Source organism: Citrobacter sp. RHBSTW-00524, from assembly GCF_013747755.1.
Taxonomy (GTDB): Bacteria; Pseudomonadota; Gammaproteobacteria; order Enterobacterales; family Enterobacteriaceae; genus Citrobacter; species Citrobacter braakii.
The window spans coordinates 4135659-4150540 of sequence record NZ_CP056421.1 but is presented as its reverse complement, the minus strand read 5'-3'; the positions used below and the strand labels follow the sequence as shown (position 1 = coordinate 4150540).

14 protein-coding genes and 1 tRNA gene are annotated in these 14882 nt (G+C 46.0%); 12 read left to right on the top strand and 3 right to left on the bottom strand.

What is annotated here, in order from left to right; all coding sequences use genetic code 11:
* The first annotated feature begins 9 nt into the window (after positions 1-9).
* The 8 genes from proA (at position 10) to HV229_RS19990 (ending at position 9906) form a co-directional block, all read left to right on the top strand.
* Entirely contained in the window at positions 10-1263 is a 1254-nt protein-coding gene (gene proA / locus HV229_RS20025) for a glutamate-5-semialdehyde dehydrogenase (RefSeq protein WP_181546230.1), read from the top strand.
* Positions 1264-1544: 281 nt separating this feature from the next.
* Complete coding sequence (locus HV229_RS20020) at positions 1545-2264, top strand: Crp/Fnr family transcriptional regulator (RefSeq protein WP_181546228.1); 720 nt, start codon at positions 1545-1547, stop codon at positions 2262-2264.
* Positions 2265-2858: 594 nt separating this feature from the next.
* The gene (locus HV229_RS20015) at positions 2859-3446 is read left to right on the top strand and encodes a common pilus major fimbrillin subunit EcpA (protein ID WP_046276283.1); all 588 of its coding nucleotides are present in this window, start codon (positions 2859-2861) and stop codon (positions 3444-3446) included.
* Positions 3447-3499: 53 nt separating this feature from the next.
* Complete coding sequence (locus HV229_RS20010) at positions 3500-4177, top strand: hypothetical protein (RefSeq protein ID WP_046276284.1); 678 nt, start codon at positions 3500-3502, stop codon at positions 4175-4177.
* A 47-nt stretch (positions 4178-4224) separates the two neighbouring features.
* Complete coding sequence (locus HV229_RS20005; protein ID WP_181546226.1) at positions 4225-6717, top strand: CS1-pili formation C-terminal domain-containing protein; 2493 nt, start codon at positions 4225-4227, stop codon at positions 6715-6717.
* Between the two features lie 4 nt (positions 6718-6721).
* On the top strand, positions 6722-8338 hold the full coding sequence (locus HV229_RS20000; protein WP_181546225.1) for a fimbrial protein: 1617 nt from the start codon (positions 6722-6724) through the stop codon (positions 8336-8338).
* Complete coding sequence (locus HV229_RS19995) at positions 8335-9030, top strand: fimbria/pilus periplasmic chaperone (RefSeq protein WP_047417050.1); 696 nt, start codon at positions 8335-8337, stop codon at positions 9028-9030. The genes HV229_RS20000 and HV229_RS19995 overlap by 4 nt, the downstream gene beginning before the upstream one ends.
* A 144-nt stretch (positions 9031-9174) precedes the next feature.
* Positions 9175-9906, top strand: coding sequence for a winged helix-turn-helix domain-containing protein (locus HV229_RS19990; protein WP_049042188.1), 732 nt, complete (start codon positions 9175-9177; stop codon positions 9904-9906).
* A 29-nt stretch (positions 9907-9935) separates the two neighbouring features.
* Here HV229_RS19990 and HV229_RS19985 read toward each other — a convergent pair.
* A protein-coding gene (locus HV229_RS19985) for an IS1 family transposase (RefSeq protein ID WP_223335778.1) occupies positions 9936-10633 on the bottom strand; the annotation gives its coding sequence in 2 pieces (ribosomal slippage) (positions 9936-10384 and positions 10384-10633; 699 coding nt in all).
* 57 nt (positions 10634-10690) lie between these two features.
* On the opposite strand from HV229_RS19985, the gene HV229_RS26525 reads away from it, so the two are divergent.
* The 4 genes from HV229_RS26525 (at position 10691) to HV229_RS19970 (ending at position 13821) form a co-directional block, all read left to right on the top strand.
* Positions 10691-11131 carry a hypothetical protein gene (locus HV229_RS26525; RefSeq protein WP_346655017.1) on the top strand — a complete coding sequence of 147 codons (441 nt, stop codon included), beginning with the start codon at positions 10691-10693 and terminating at the stop codon, positions 11129-11131.
* A gap of 342 nt (positions 11132-11473) precedes the next feature.
* Positions 11474-12922 (top strand): EAL domain-containing protein, encoded by a 1449-nt coding sequence (locus tag HV229_RS19980; protein ID WP_181546223.1) that lies wholly within the window; start codon positions 11474-11476, stop codon positions 12920-12922.
* 313 nt (positions 12923-13235) lie between these two features.
* Complete coding sequence (locus HV229_RS19975; protein WP_249417773.1) at positions 13236-13580, top strand: isoprenylcysteine carboxylmethyltransferase family protein; 345 nt, start codon at positions 13236-13238, stop codon at positions 13578-13580.
* Between the two features lie 165 nt (positions 13581-13745).
* Positions 13746-13821: transfer RNA gene (locus HV229_RS19970), tRNA-Thr, on the top strand.
* A gap of 381 nt (positions 13822-14202) precedes the next feature.
* On the opposite strand, the gene ykfI is transcribed toward HV229_RS19970, so the two are convergent.
* Together ykfI and HV229_RS19960 are read right to left on the bottom strand one after the other, a co-directional pair.
* Positions 14203-14544 carry a type IV toxin-antitoxin system toxin YkfI gene (ykfI, locus tag HV229_RS19965; protein ID WP_008324514.1) on the bottom strand — a complete coding sequence of 114 codons (342 nt, stop codon included), beginning with the start codon at positions 14542-14544 and terminating at the stop codon, positions 14203-14205.
* A 20-nt stretch (positions 14545-14564) separates the two neighbouring features.
* Positions 14565-14882, bottom strand: a complete 318-nt coding sequence (locus HV229_RS19960; RefSeq protein WP_008324516.1) for a type IV toxin-antitoxin system YeeU family antitoxin — start codon at positions 14880-14882, stop codon at positions 14565-14567.

Sequence of the window (14882 nt, the reverse complement as noted above, 5' to 3'; positions counted from 1 at the left end):
AACAGGCATATGCTGGAACAAATGGGCATTGCTGCCAAAGCTGCGTCATACAAGCTGGCGCTGCTCTCCAGTCGCGAAAAAAACCGCGTACTGGAAACGATAGCTGATGAGCTGGAAGCGCAAACGGAAAGCATCCTCAGCGCGAACGTACAAGATGTTGAGCAAGCGCGAGCCAACGGCCTGAGCGAAGCAATGCTCGACCGCCTGGCGCTGACTCCGGCGCGTCTGAAAGCGATTGCCGACGATGTGCGTCAGGTATGTAATCTCGCCGACCCGGTCGGGCTGGTGATTGACGGCGGTCTGCTGGATAGCGGCCTGCGTCTCGAACGTCGTCGCGTTCCGCTGGGCGTGATTGGCGTGATTTATGAAGCGCGTCCAAATGTCACCGTTGACGTGGCTTCCCTGTGCCTGAAAACCGGTAATGCGGCGATCCTGCGCGGTGGGAAAGAGACGTACCGGACGAATGCTGCAACCGTGGCGGTTATCCAAAAGGCGCTGGAAGCCTGTGGTTTACCCGCTGCAGCCGTGCAGTCGATAGATAACCCGGACCGCGCGCTGGTCGCTGAAATGCTGCGTATGGATAAGTACATTGATATGCTGATCCCTCGCGGTGGCGCGGGTCTGCATAAGCTGTGCCGTGAGCAGTCGACTATCCCGGTCATCACCGGCGGCATTGGGGTCTGTCATATTTATGTTGATGATAGCGCGGAGATCGACCCGGCGCTGAAGATTATCGTCAACGCCAAAACCCAGCGTCCGAGCACCTGTAACACCGTAGAAACCCTGCTGGTGCATCAGGATATCGCTGCGCGTTTTCTGCCTGCGCTGAGCCAGCAGATGGCACAAAGCGGCGTCACGCTGCATGCCGACGACACCGCGCTGGCCACATTGCAGGCAGGGCCCGCTAACGTGGTTGCGGTGAAAGCCGAAGAGTATGACGACGAGTTTCTGTCGTTGGATCTGAACGTGAAAATCGTTACCGATCTGGACGATGCTATCACCCACATTCGCGAGCATGGGACCCAGCATTCCGATGCCATCCTGACGCGCACCCTGCGTAATGCCGATCGTTTCGTGAATGAAGTGGACTCTTCTGCCGTGTACGTTAACGCCTCTACTCGTTTTACCGATGGCGGCCAGTTCGGACTGGGGGCGGAAGTGGCTGTGAGTACGCAAAAACTGCACGCGCGTGGCCCAATGGGTCTGGAAGCACTGACCACCTATAAGTGGGTTGGCTTCGGTGACGACACGATTCGTGCGTAATTGAAAACGGGCGATGCCATAATAGGTCTATGCTTTTCAGGTCTGTTAAGGCATTGCCCGGTTAATTCTACTCTTTACCCCGCTACCGCATTTGTTTTCTATCCTGTGTTTTATCATCATCCGCATCAGTCTGGTTTTTAGCCATGTGCTCCCCGGCGTCGAAAAGGCGACGTATCACAGAATTTTCCCTACCAGCATGAATTTTCTGGGTCTGCGGCTCACGTATTGTTCCTATGGTCCAATCTATTAGAATCAGTCTCATTTTTATGAGGAGTAGTTGCGTGAAATCGGATATTCACAAACATAGCATTCCTGTTGTGCCACTCGGCAACCCGTTTCCCCCCCGCCATTGTTCACTGTGTCCAAAGGGAGCGGCGATTGATCGTGATAATCAATACCGATTAATAGACAAAAGAAGGAAGTTTAAAGCGGGGGAGATACTCGCCCGGCAGGATGAAGCCGCAGACATGCTTTTTGTTATTCACGAGGGGTACTGCACGTCCAGCGTGGAATGTGGTGAGAACGATTTTATCAGTCGCTTTTATGTTCCGGGAGACATCATGGCGCTGGATGCTGTTGAAGGGGGTAAGTATCTGACAACGATCAAGGCTGCAACGGCTGCGGAGGTATGTCATATCGATATTGCGCGGTTGTTCAAGGCAGCAGAAAACGAGCCGTCGGTTGCAGCGGCAGTCATCAAGTTTCTCTGCAGGGACAATGGATTCATTGTTGAAAAACTACGGCGTTATGCGAATAAACATGCTGAGGCCAGAATCGCTGCTTTCCTCGTGGAGTTTTACGAAATGCATTTACGTATTGGCAGGCCTGAAACGACGCTTCGCTTGCCATTCTCGCGGGAGGAAATTGCCAGTTATCTCGATCTTAAAATTGAAACCGTTAGCCGCTCATTAAAATCCCTCGAACATCAAAAGTTGATTAGCTTACATCGGGTCCGTACGGTAACAATTAATAGTTATTTGGGATTAAAAGGTTTCAGCTAACCCTATCTTTGCCGTGCGTTATTTATCTCTTGATATTCCAGGAATATTCATTTTATATGGAAAATTCCTGGTTTTATTTATGTGGAATAATTATCAATTCGAATGATAATCCTACAGGTCAGCGCTATTTTTATAAGAATATTCCCCCTTAAATAAATATTTCATGAGAATTTTCTTGTGAAGTTAAAAAATTAGCATAATTGCAACAAATAATAAGCATTATAGAGGGAGTATGTGGGTGTTAATTATCTTTATGTTTTTTAAGGGTTTTACTTCTGGGCTATTTGTATGATCTTTTTGATATTTATCAAAAACATAAAAAAGATGAATTGTTTGGTTTTTATTGTTCGTGTGGATAATAATTCTAAAAATGTACGTATTTTAAGTAATTATATCTTAGGAAACTTCTTAGATAATGTTTTTTATAGGAAAATTCTTAGTTTTTTGTAATTTTTACGTTTCAGGGTTTGTTGAGATGTTACTTAATCCAAATGATAATTTTTGGCGCGGCAATTCTGGCTCGCAATTAATGGAACCGCTGGAGTGACTTAATAATAAGACTCGGTGGTGAGTTTGTTCTTAGGAGAAGATAAAATGAAAAAAATATTATTAGTAACATCTCTGGCTTCTGTATTTGTTGCAGCAAATGCAATGGCAGATGTTACTGCTTCTGCAACAGCCTCGTGGGACGCGACGGCAACGAAAGATACCACCAGCATGTTGGTTGTCACCCCGCTGAACTCTTTAACTTTCCAGTATGCTGAAGGGCTGAATGCCTTCAACTCTCAGGACGGTGCTTTTGATGTGACGATTCAGGGTCAGGAGACGGCTACTGATTTTGAACTGACTGCTCAGATTATTAGTAACACTCTGATCAACGCCAGTGGTGATGCTTCTACCCTGAACGTAGGGGTGGCATGGAATGGCACTGCGCTGACTAATTCATCAGATACTGTCCTTGTTAACTCCAGCTCCACTTCTGGTCTTGAAAGCTTGATGGCTGATGGCGCTTATAACGGTGCCGATCGTGTCAGCGATCAATCCAACTTCAAATTCACCATCGCGTCAGCGACTTCTGATGGTAGTCAGACAGTAGCAGATTACTCTGCACTGCCAGACGGCTATTGGACTGGCGATGTAAAAGTACAGTTCAATGCAACCTGGACGACTCCGTCTGCCTAAGTAATAAAAAATTCGGGAGAATTTTTTCTCCCGAATTTATCAGGAATGGTGTCATGAAAAAATATTTACCGGCAGCGATGTTGGTAGGGTTAGTAGCATCTTTTCCCGGATGGGCAATTAATGTTGGTGAAATCACATCGATCATGACTTCTGCTGAGAGTTCATTATCGAAAGAAATTATCAATACGACAGATGCGGCGCGTTATGTCAGTGTTTCGGTAAAACAATTGTCATCACCTTTGGCGGGGGGAATCGAAATAAAGCCCGTTAATTCCGGAGAATTACTCTCTACACCTGCCAATCTTATTCTTCCTGGCCAGGCGAAGGATGTATTTCGTTTCTTTTATAAAGGACCTGCAGATGATGTCGAGCGTTATTATCGTCTGCAATGGATAGATGAGCCGGTCACCGAGAGCGCGGAAACCCGGGCGAATAAAATGGCTGTTGCAACAGCGTCGGCTGAAATTGGCACTATCCTGGTAGTCGCACCGCGCAAGGAGCGTTTTGAATATAGCCGAAATGGCGATGTTATTACTAATACCGGCAATGTATCGTTTCGTGTGATCGCCTATGGGGCTTGTAAAGATAAGGCTCGCGATCGGGGACGAGGCTGTCGCGAACGTTATTACATTATGCCGGGTACAAAAATAAAATTACAGTTTACCGACATTAGTAATAGCCGTTCACGCATCGGTATCTGGCACGGTAAGCAGTTTATTACAGTGAAGTGATGGTCAATAGCAGGGATAAATAAAATTACCGGAATGTAAGGATGCAGATGACAACAACAAATATTGTCGGCGGTAGCATTTGTCTTTTTCTTGCGCTGACACCAGGATTTTCACATGCAGCCCCAGTAAAAGTGGGTAATTATGTTATCCCCAGCGCTTTCGCCCGTTCACTGGAGCAGGGAATGACGGTGCCGGTATATATTCGTTACAACGAGACTGATGAGAAAAGTCAGCAAAAAGTTGCCGATGCGGTGATTTCCCTTGTTGATGGCAATATTACGGTTAAAGCCCTGACTCTTGCTGAATTGCCCAATAATGCCGTGTTATCTGGAAAAACCCGCGCGTTGGTGGAAAAAATTCGTGATGTGAAGTTTCACGATAACACCAACATCGAGCTATCGAATGATGCACGTCTGCAACTCAACGTCTCTTCATTTCACCTGGAGATGATTGTCAGCAAAGATGCGTTAACTGAAGCGATTGTCGCACGCAGCAGCCTGCTTGGACCTTCCAGCGTGGAGACTCTCTCTAACGTCCTGAACTATAACTTTGGCACCTACTACAACGATTATCATAACGGCAGCAGTACCCGCAGCTATCTGACGATGGACAATACAACATCGCTGCGTGAACACCATGTCAACATTAACGGTTCGTTTTACGGCATAGGCGACAGCAACAGCACCAGTAAACTCTATCGCGCGATGTATGAGCGTGATTATGACGGATATCGACTGGCGCTCGGGATGCTCGACACCTGGAATGTCCAGTCTATTGCCAGCCTGAATGCGCTGAATGGTGGGAAAATTTACGGCGTAAGCTACGGAAACAAAGGAAGTACGGTTGTTGAGAATACCTCGCTTTCGCTCACGCCAATTACCGTATTTTTGCCAGCCGCTGGCGAGGTTCATGTATTTCGTGACGGGCGTTTGCTCAGCGTACAGAACTTTAATATGGGCAGTTATGAAATTGATACCAGTCGTTTCCCGTATGGTGTTTATGATGTCACGGTAGATATCGTGGTCAATGGCCGGACAATTAATAGTCGTATCAGTCGGGTTAGTAAAATCTTTGCCCGCCAGCAGGCAGCTGGAATTGATCAGCTCTCATGGCAACTGTTTGGTGGCTCACTGGATTATGACCGTGTGAGCTATAAGCGAAACCACTATCAGGATTTAGGCAATGAGCAGACCTGGATTGCCGGCGGTGCCGCATCGGTGACGCTGGCGATATTGTCGGGGCTGGGCCTGAAATCTACGCTCTACGGTTTTGGCAACAATGCGGTTAATGAAACGGATGTCACACTCAATGTGAACGAATACGTAAGCATTGGCAATCAGACGCTGGTAGCGAACGATTCGTCATGGCGAAACATCAGTAATATCAATCTCAATATCCCCGAGGGATATGGTTCCCTTTGGGCATCTCGTGAAGACAGTAAAATTGGCGACCGTCTGCCCATGCAGGAGCGTGACAATTATTCCATTGGTGGCACTCTTAACCTCGGAAAGTTTATTCCTCATGGCGGCTCGCTTACCGTGAGTCAGACGGAGAATCGCTACTCGGGAAATAAATACCGTAACCTGGACTACAGCACGAACCTTTATTCAGGCAAGTATGCCACGGTTGGGTTGCGCGCAGGTATTCAGCGTTATTACTACAACAACCGGAATGACGATGGGCGACAGGAACGTTATGTCAGCCTGGATTTATCGTTGCCGTTGGCGTCCTGGATGAGCATGGGCGTCTCCCGGGATCGCTATGGCAGCACTCAGGGTAATCTCAGCGCGCGCAAGCAGTATGCTGAAGGCCCCATTAAATCGGTCGGATTGTCGGCTTCGACACGCCTGAGTGGCGAGCAGTATTACGACAATAATTATTCGGTAAACGGCAATCTGAGTTATGACACGAAATATAACACCGGCACCGTATCGGTAACGCGTTCCGCGGACAACTCCACCAATATGAACTTCTCTTCTCAAGGTTCCCTGGCGTGGGCAGGAAAAGATTTCGGTCTGAGTAAAGAGAGGCAAAGGTCAGGCATTATTGTGAAAACCGATTTGACCGGCGAAGGGAAACTGGCTGCGAAGATTAATAACCGAAATTATCTTCTCAGCGGTAAATCAAATTTCATTGCACTGCCGCCTTATGCTCAGTACAAGCTGGAGATCCTCAATGATAAAAACTCTGAAGACAGCTTTGATATTGTTTCAGGGCGCAAACAGGAACTGACGCTATATCCGGGTAACGTGGGTGTTATCAACCCTGAAGTGAAAAGTATGGTCACCGTATTCGGGCGTATTCGTTATCCCGATGGGCAGTTGGCTGCAAACACCGATATTCATAATCACATCGGTAAAACGCGTACGGATGAAAAAGGGGAGTTTGCTATCGATATCGATAAGAAATATCCGGTCATCACGTTAATTTCAGCCAATGGCAGCCTATGCGAAGCCGATCTCGATTTGGAAAAAGCACGCGGCGCAGCGTGGGTTGGTGATGTGAAATGTTCCACGCAAACCACGATGGCGCAGAGGTAATAAAATGAAAGTATTAATTAAAGTAGCTACTGTAATCTGTGCCGTGGGGAGTTTCACGCCTGCGCCTGCTTTGGCTTTAAATGCAGTATCTTCCGGCTCAGTCAGTAATAACTATTTGTTTATTGAAAATGCCATTGATAGTGAATACTTTATCACCCCCTCCGCACTCGACCCTCGTTTCAGCGGTTCAAACACGTGGATAAAATACGGTACCTCTCAGGTAAGTCTCGGGTATTTAGGTTTTGTCATCTGGACTGCGCCAGGAAATTATTATCAGGACATGTGGATTGATAATTCCCCGATTAACGGGCCTTTTCGGGGGATCCGTTGTTATAGCGGCAGCCAGTGTCCATCAACTGGATTTATTGCCGGGCAAGGCACTGATAAAAACGGTTTTTATCATGCGCAGGTGGGATCTATCGCAGGTGTTATTGGTGGCGCCTACGGATTCGCTTCCCTGACGGATACTGCCTATGAGTACTTTCGCAATGTGCCTACCGGTAGCAGCGAAACCTATGTGTTCAACCGTTGTTATACTTCCGTGGATTATGATTATTCTTCCGGGCAACGTTGCAAAGATCAATCGAAAGGATTATGGAATTACGTCAATTATACGTTAACCAAACGTGGTCATCTGTCACTGGTATCGACTAATGCATTTCAGGAGCTTTGGGTTGCCAGCGACGGTACGCCGAGCATCACCAAAGACACTGGTTATTGCGAGCTTGGCGTGGTTAACGGCGAAGACGGCGTGATTTGCAAAATGGTAAATTATAACCTGCAACAAACCGCCAATCTGACCGCCTCTCTGACGTTTCGCGCTTATGTCGACACGGCGATGCTTGGTTTTACGCCTGGACCGGCCACCGTGAAATACTCCGGGAATGGTTCAAACTGGTATAACTATGGTACTTCAACTGCTTATTACAACGTTTTCACGACCTCTGGAGAGTACATATATATTTTTCTGTCAAAAGTGTTCCTGAAAAAACTCGTCGATTCAGGAATCAGCATTACTAACACTCAACCGTTTACTTTCGGTTTTTATAATGGCTTAACACCTGAGTCAGGGCACTACCAGTTTACGCCTTCGCTACAGATCAATATTGTGCCGAAGGAGTATGGGATCAGTATCGTCTCTTCAGACAACACCGCTTCTGCGAGCGGCAGTGGCACGATTGGCGACGCCGCTCCTATAGAAATAGATTACACCGTGACAGTCTCCGGTCCTCGTCAGGCTGATAGCATTACCGCGCAAGTTATCGGAGAAAGTACGACGATAAACAGTGTGCCTTACTGTCTGTTTACCTCCCCTCAAGGCGGGCTGTCAGTCCCAATCCCCGCCTTTCTGCAGTACAACAGTCAGTCGGGGGGCGTGGTGAAGAAACGAAATAGCTGTAGTGAAGCAGCAATCAATATGAGCGATGCGCAGTGGCAACAGACGCCCTGGGACGCAAATAACAATGATGATGGAAGCTATTATGCTACTGATTTGAAATTGCTTTTCCCAATGAATGATTCACGTTCGATGTTAACTGTTTCCGGAACAGATTGGGAAGGTGTCGTCAGTGCCAGTGGAGAGATAATAGTCACGGCGAATTGGGTGGGAGTGACGCCATGAACCGCTGCCGTTTGGTGTTTAGATGGGTATTTATCTTACTTTCCGGGTTGACTATATTCTCCGCACAGGCTGTCTACCTGGAGTCGACCATTTATGAGATGCCATCGGATAAATCATTTATCAGCAAACGGATCTATAACGATAGCCAGAAACAGAATTTGTACAGTATTGGCGCAGTAAAAATTGATAAGCCTGGACCGGGAGGTGAAAACAGAAGTGCCATTGCTGAAGGCGAACTTCTGTTTACGCCGCTGAATTTTTCACTGGCTCCGCAGGCGAGTGAGTTTTTTAAGATTTTCTACCGTGGACCGCAGGATGATAAAGAACGCTATTACCGAATTCTGTTTCGTGAAATGCCGATAACGCTGTTTACCGAGCGTAATCAAGGGAAAGGAGGGCAGGCTCTCCCGGTGATCGCTATGGACACCATATTGGTTGTTCGCCCGAGAAAAATGAATCTGGCCTACACCATTGATGAGGCAAACGGAACACTGAAAAACACAGGGAATACTTTTTTTAAAATCATCGTACATCTGGGGTGCAACTCAACTGATGATGAAGCCACCATGCGTTATGTGTTGCCGGGTGAAACCTGGCGTAGTAGCGAATTGAAATCAAAAAACCGGAAATTTATCGTTGCATTGCAGAAATACATACCAGTAGGTCAGGGGTGCTTCAAACTCAATCAATAGTAAGCATTAAGTCTGATCCGATATGTCATGGTTAGATATCGAACCTATACTGTAACTATCTTTATACAATGCAGTGATCAGCTCGGCACAGATGAAATTTTAGTCATTTGCACTCAACGTCACGGTAATTAAGAGTCAGGTAGTATGAACAGTATAATTAATGAACAGGTTGAGTATGATTCCACCAGAAAAAGCCTGAAACATCGCGATACGACAATAATTCTTTCGGCGTCTACCGCGAGACTACTTGAGCTATTCATTGCCCATAAAAATCAACAAGTCCACCGCGAGTTTATCATTGAAGAAGTGTGGAAAAAGCATGGCATGGCCCCATCGGGTCATAGTCTTAATAAAAGCATCAGTATTTTGCGAAAAGCATTTAGTGAGCTGGGGGCGGGTAATCCCATTGAAACGCTGCCCCGGCAGGGATTTTTGTTCCATGCTTCGATCAGCGATGAATCGTCATCTTCCTGTGAAGATGAAACTGTGCGTTCGGTAACTGAGACGGTGAACTCATCCGTAAGACCAAAACGTAAAAACATTATTCTGTTCATTTTATTATTTGCATTTCTTGGAAGCGCTATTTTTATATTTTTAGCACTTAATTCAAGTTCCAAAAATTTTATCTATATCAGGGCAATAGATGATTGTGAACTTTATACTGCCGATGACAATAATGCTGATAAAACGAAAGCATTTTTATCTTCTGATATGTGGCGAAAAGTAAATGCGGCTTGTCATGATGGCAAGAAAACAATTGTTTTTTATGACGATAATAATTTATCAGCCGGCAATGATCTTAGAGTGAATTTGCTTGGGATTTGTACGTTAGAGAAAGGAGGGGTTGTCCGTGAATGTGAAAATTTTGTTTATTAGTGGGGCAATCTTTCGGTAATGACTCCAACTTAATGATAGTGTTTTATGTTCAGATAATGCCCGATGACCTTGTCATGCAGCTCCACCGATTTTGAGAACGACAGTGACTTCCGTCCCAGCCTTGCCAGATGTTGTCTCAGATTCAGGTTATGTCGCTCAATGCGCTGAGTGTAACGCTTGCTGATAACGTGCAGCTTTCCCTTCAGGCGGGATTCATACAGCGGCCAGCCATCCGTCATCCATACCACGACCTCAAAGGCCGACAGCAGGCTCAGAAGACGCTCCAGTGTGGCCAGAGTGCGTTCACCGAATACGTGCGCCACAACCGTCTTCCGGAGCCTGTCATACGCGTAAAACAGCCAGCGCTGGCGCGATTTAGCCCCGACGTATCCCCACTGTTCGTCCATTTCCGCGCAGACGATGACGTCACTGCCCGGCTGTATGCGCGAGGTTACCGACTGCGGCCTGAGTTTTTTAAATGGCGGAAAATCGTGTTGAGGCCAACGCCCATAATGCGGGCGGTTGCCCGGCATCCAACGCCATTCATGGCCATATCAATGATTTTCTGGTGCGTACCGGGTTGAGAAGCGGTGTAAGTGAACTGCAGTTGCCATGTTTTACGGCAGTGAGAGCAGAGATAGCGCTGATGTCCGGCGGTGCTTTTGCCGTTACGCACCACCCCGTCAGTAGCTGAACAGGAGGGACAGCTGATAGAAACAGAAGCCACTGGAGCACCTCAAAAACACCATCATACACTAAATCAGTAAGTTGGCAGCATCACCCAATCTTTCTTGCAGCGATAACAGCATATTTTTTATATCGCCATCAAGAACCTGAGACGCTGACCTGCTCGGCAAAAACTTACCTGCATCTGGAGGCGCAAACTCAGGGGGTAAAAATTGAAGGTGAAGTTCTGCTGGTTTTTCGTATTTCTTCTGCTACCGAAGGGCGGGTATCTCAGATAGGAAGCCTCAATATTCAGGGTAAAAATTATGCTGTAGATCGTAATGTTATCCTGAATTTTATTGGTAAAGATCGTGATGGTTACCTGCAGACCCGTCGTGTAGCTATTGTTAAAAATAAAAATGATAATGTTCCTGATGACGTTACCGAACAACTCATGTCACGACAGGAAATTTTTTATTATAAGATCATCCATATCGCCAAAAATGTCTATGCGATCAGAGATCTGCGACGTACGTTAATGGTTTGTCGGGCAGCATGAGTAACAATAATATGTTATCCTTATGGTTTTAGTAGTTTTATATTTTGTCGTTTTTAGTATTCGTGGTTTTTTGTTTTGTCTTGCAGTGAAAATGAGCAATAGGATTTGTATTGATGAAGAATTAGGATTTTTCCTTTTTCAATAATTAAAATGGCCTTAACATTTAATGGTAATATTCATATGGATAATCGTGATTATAAAATCTGAAACTGCGTGAGATGACTTATGGATAAAGTTAATTCGCGGACTGCATTGTAATTTCTGGAGGCTAAAGGTGTTGTATATTCTCTCGTGTATAAAACGAGGGACCTGCCATGCCATAAATTTAAGTTGGTGGTAACTATGAATACGAAAAAGGTTTTTCTGCTCAGTTATGATATTTTTCTTTTCTCAGGGATAAAAGCGTGGTTGCCAAATCTGGTGTTGGTCGATGCGCGGGCATTTATTTCTGGTTCACAGTCAATTATTCCACGGCATCCATCCTGTTTACTGGTGATCGATAACCGGTTACCATTATTCCAGGTCAGGAAGTGGTTTCAGAGAAATAGCACGCAGTTTATCAATATAAACTGTATTGTTCTTCGGATGAATGAAAATCGTTCTATTAATCGGGGGTATGAGGAGTATGCATTCATTAATGGACGGGAACTATCGGATCAGCTGATTTCTCAGTTGAGAGCCAATCTAATGGCTCCCAATGAGGTTGTGGAAGTCACTAAAGGTTCAGCGATATTTACTTTTCATTTGACTGAGTTTGAAGAGAAAATGCTGTATGCATCTTTCACAAAGGAAAAATTGCACGATTTTTGTCATGCTAACTCGATAACAATTAAGTCAGTGTATCGATATCGGGAACGAATTACCGCTCGTCTGGGATTTTCTCATTTTAATGAAACTATCATTTTTTTAACCAGGAATAATCTATTGCATGAAGGTTCCTCGACGAACAGTTATTCTGGTAAGAATGTAATATACGGCGAAGCATATGATGTCTCAGATTCTAGTCGACTGAGTATGGCAATAAGGAATGAAGAGATCATTCCTTATTTTCAACCCATCGTAAATATCAACGAAGATGTCTGTGGTGTTGAGGTTTTGGCTCGTTGGCCACAGGGAGATAATTATGCTATTTCTCAGCGTGAGTTTATACCGCTGGCTGAAAAATGTGGCTTAATGAATGAGTTAACGAGCTATTTAATGAACGCCGTCGCGCGTAATCTGGTCGGCGGAAGCGAGGATTTCAATAAAACTTTATTCGTCTCTTTTAATGTGAGTCCATCAGGTTTAAGTAACCCCGTCTTTTATTGGGAGTGTCTTAATTTTATGGAAATAACGCAAAGGCTACCGATAAAATTGATGATTGAAATAACTGAAAACCAGACTCTCACTATTACTCCTGCAATCAAAGAGCTGATACGATCGTTGCGAAACAGAGGGGTTCTGTTTGCTTTAGATGATTTTGGGACGGGATACGCTAACCTTTGCTATCTCAATGAGTTAGACCTGGATGTTATAAAAATTGATAAAACGTTTATCAAAGCTATTAAAGAAGTTGAGCAACATATCCCTATGCTCGAGTCAATCATTCACCTTTCCGAACTCCTGGGGTTACGCATGGTGGCGGAAGGCGTTGAACATGGCTATCAGCAGCAATGGTTGGGGAAAAATAATGTTGATTACCTGCAGGGTTATCAATTTTTACCGCCAGTGACGTTTGATGATTTTATGCGTTACTACAAGCAGTCTTTAGATTTTTTTGAATCAGCGTCGGATTCTACTTTCTCAACGTAAAGCCTTTCGGGAACATCAGGGGCGGATGCCTCTGATTCTGGTATTTTTGTCGAGGTGAGTACGACAACTCCCGCCTGTCTGGTGAAGGCGACAGTCTGTTGTTAGTGAAGCATCGTTTGTTTATGTATCTAATACGGGGTATTTATAGCGGTATCAGCGTTAATTAAACCGATTCCAAGGTGAGTTCCTGGCCATGCGTCATTTCCTGACAAAATTAAGAGTCTGGTTTCCGCCGCCTCTTATCTTAGTACTTTTTCTCGTTGCGGATGTGCTGACGGCGAGTCCGCGTTTCACATTCGGCGGGGTGAATATCGTGATAAGCGCATTGCTGGCCGGCGTCAGTCTGTTGGTGATATTGCATACCGCGTGGCAGATGCGGATGAAACGTACGACCCTGAATCCGCTGCATGCACATAAATCGACCACGCTTGTTACCGACGGATGTTACGCCTGGAGCCGCAACCCGATCTACCTTGGTATGAGTGGAATCCAGTTGGCCTTTGCTCTTTACATCGGTAGCCTGACTGGAGTACTGGCTGTACCTGTATTTATGCTGGCGGTTGCCAGATTGCATATCGACTTTGAAGAGGAACAACTGCGAAAACATTTCGGGCTGGAGTGGGAGCGCTATGAACAACACGTTCGCCGCTGGTTATAGTAATACCCGACCGCGTATAAGCATGCCTGTAACGACACGATTCGTGCGTAATTGAAACCGGATGATGCAAAAATAGGCGTTTGATTCGCAAGGCCATTGACGCATCGCCCGGTTAGTTTTAACCTTCTACCCCGTGCTCACATTCGTGGACATGTCCTTTTCAGGGCCGATATAGCTCAGTTGGTAGAGCAGCGCATTCGTAATGCGAAGGTCGTAGGTTCGACTCCTATTATCGGCACCATTAAAATCAAATTGTTACGTAAGATCTTATCATTCTCCCACCAAAAAATTATCTTAATGTAACAGCTGGTGTAAGTAAATTCTATCAACGAAGATCAATCTTATCTACTGACCAAAAAGGCCTGATAGGGCTTCGCTCACTATACATCCTTGGCTGCAGGTTTAGTTGTACACTACTCCTAAATTTAATGTGTTGGCAATGTGTTCAATAAAGCTCGAACAAATTAGCTCATTATGATCGGTTAATACTTCAACTTCTGGTTGCATGATTGTTTGTCCGTAAAAAGATAACGCGCCTGCCGGGTAGTAGCAGGCGCATTACGCAATAGGTAAACAAGGGAGGAAGTTCAGAAATGTAAATCGGGAAGGTTGTACGCAATGTTCATCGTACTACGTTGTTACGGCTTTGCCGCAACAAGCCAGTTGCCTGCCGTGCTCGCAGAATGTCTACAGCCCGGAGATAAGGGGATTGTTCCTGCCAGTTAAATCCCTTCCTGTCGATACGCACCAGTTCGTATTTTTCCACCAGAAAATTCACGGCATCGGCTAGGGTGATACCGGCATCGATGTGTTCCTTAATCACAGCCTCATTGCAGAATGGCGTGTCGTTTATTGTCAGACCATAGTGCTGTTCCAGCAGACGTGTCAGTAACATTTGCCAGACAGCCACGGGTGACAGGCAGGGCTTCGCCGCCCGCTGAGTTGTTGCAGGTAAAGTTTTCATGTTTACTCTCGTGAAGGTAATTAACTCTGAGTGGGGTAAATGGCGATGTATACGTAGCCGCAACTGCCAAGAGTATCGGCTTCGCAGGTGAAACCGTTGTGGTACAGGGTGACGCAGTGGGCGTGTTGGGGACTGAGTTCACCGGTGGTTAGCATCGACTCCATATGGCGGATAAAGTGCGGGCATGTTTCATCCAGCTTCCGGCATTCGGTGTCACTGAACCTGCCGGTGATGCTGGCCCTGTCAGCCAGATAGTGCAGTCGGTTACCCTCCTGCACCAGACGGGCTCCCAGGCGCGGCGTGATAGCCCGCTGCAGGCCCCTGGTAGGGTTGCTCAT